Raw genomic sequence first — 436 nt, 5'->3', positions numbered from 1 at the left:
GGCCGCGGCCCAGGCGGTCGTGGCGCCGGCCTGGCCCGGCCCGCGGCGCGACGACCACGCCAGCTGGAGCCGGCGCGTCGGCGCGTCGCTGCTCGATTCCGTGCCCGGCCTGGTCGCCGCCGTGCTCCTCGTCACCGGCTACCTGCCCACCTACCTCGGCTTTTTCCGCGGCGACCTCACCGTGGCGCCGCGCTACCCGCTGGTGGTGGTCGGGTCGCTGCTCTACCTGGTCGCTCTCGGGCTGGCGGTCTGCAACCGCTACGTGCTGGCCGGCCGCACCGGCCAGTCGGTCGGCAAGCGACTCACCAGGATCTATCTCGTCCGCCAGACCACCGGACGGCCGATCGGGACGCTGGACGCCTTCGTCCGCGACCTGCTGCACGTCCTCGACGGCTTCGGCTACGTCGGCTACCTCTGGCCGCTGTGGGACGAGGAA

General features: G+C 73.4%; 1 protein-coding gene. It reads left to right on the top strand.

Annotated features, from left to right (window positions below; all coding sequences use genetic code 11):
- On the top strand, window positions 1–436 hold a 436-nt coding region (locus tag ACU8YE_RS25490), incomplete at both ends, for an RDD family protein (protein WP_446930384.1).

It is taken from the genome of Ralstonia sp. VS2407 (genome assembly GCF_052950655.1).
Note: the sequence above shows the minus strand (reverse complement) of the source record. Positions and strands in the feature narration are given on the sequence as shown.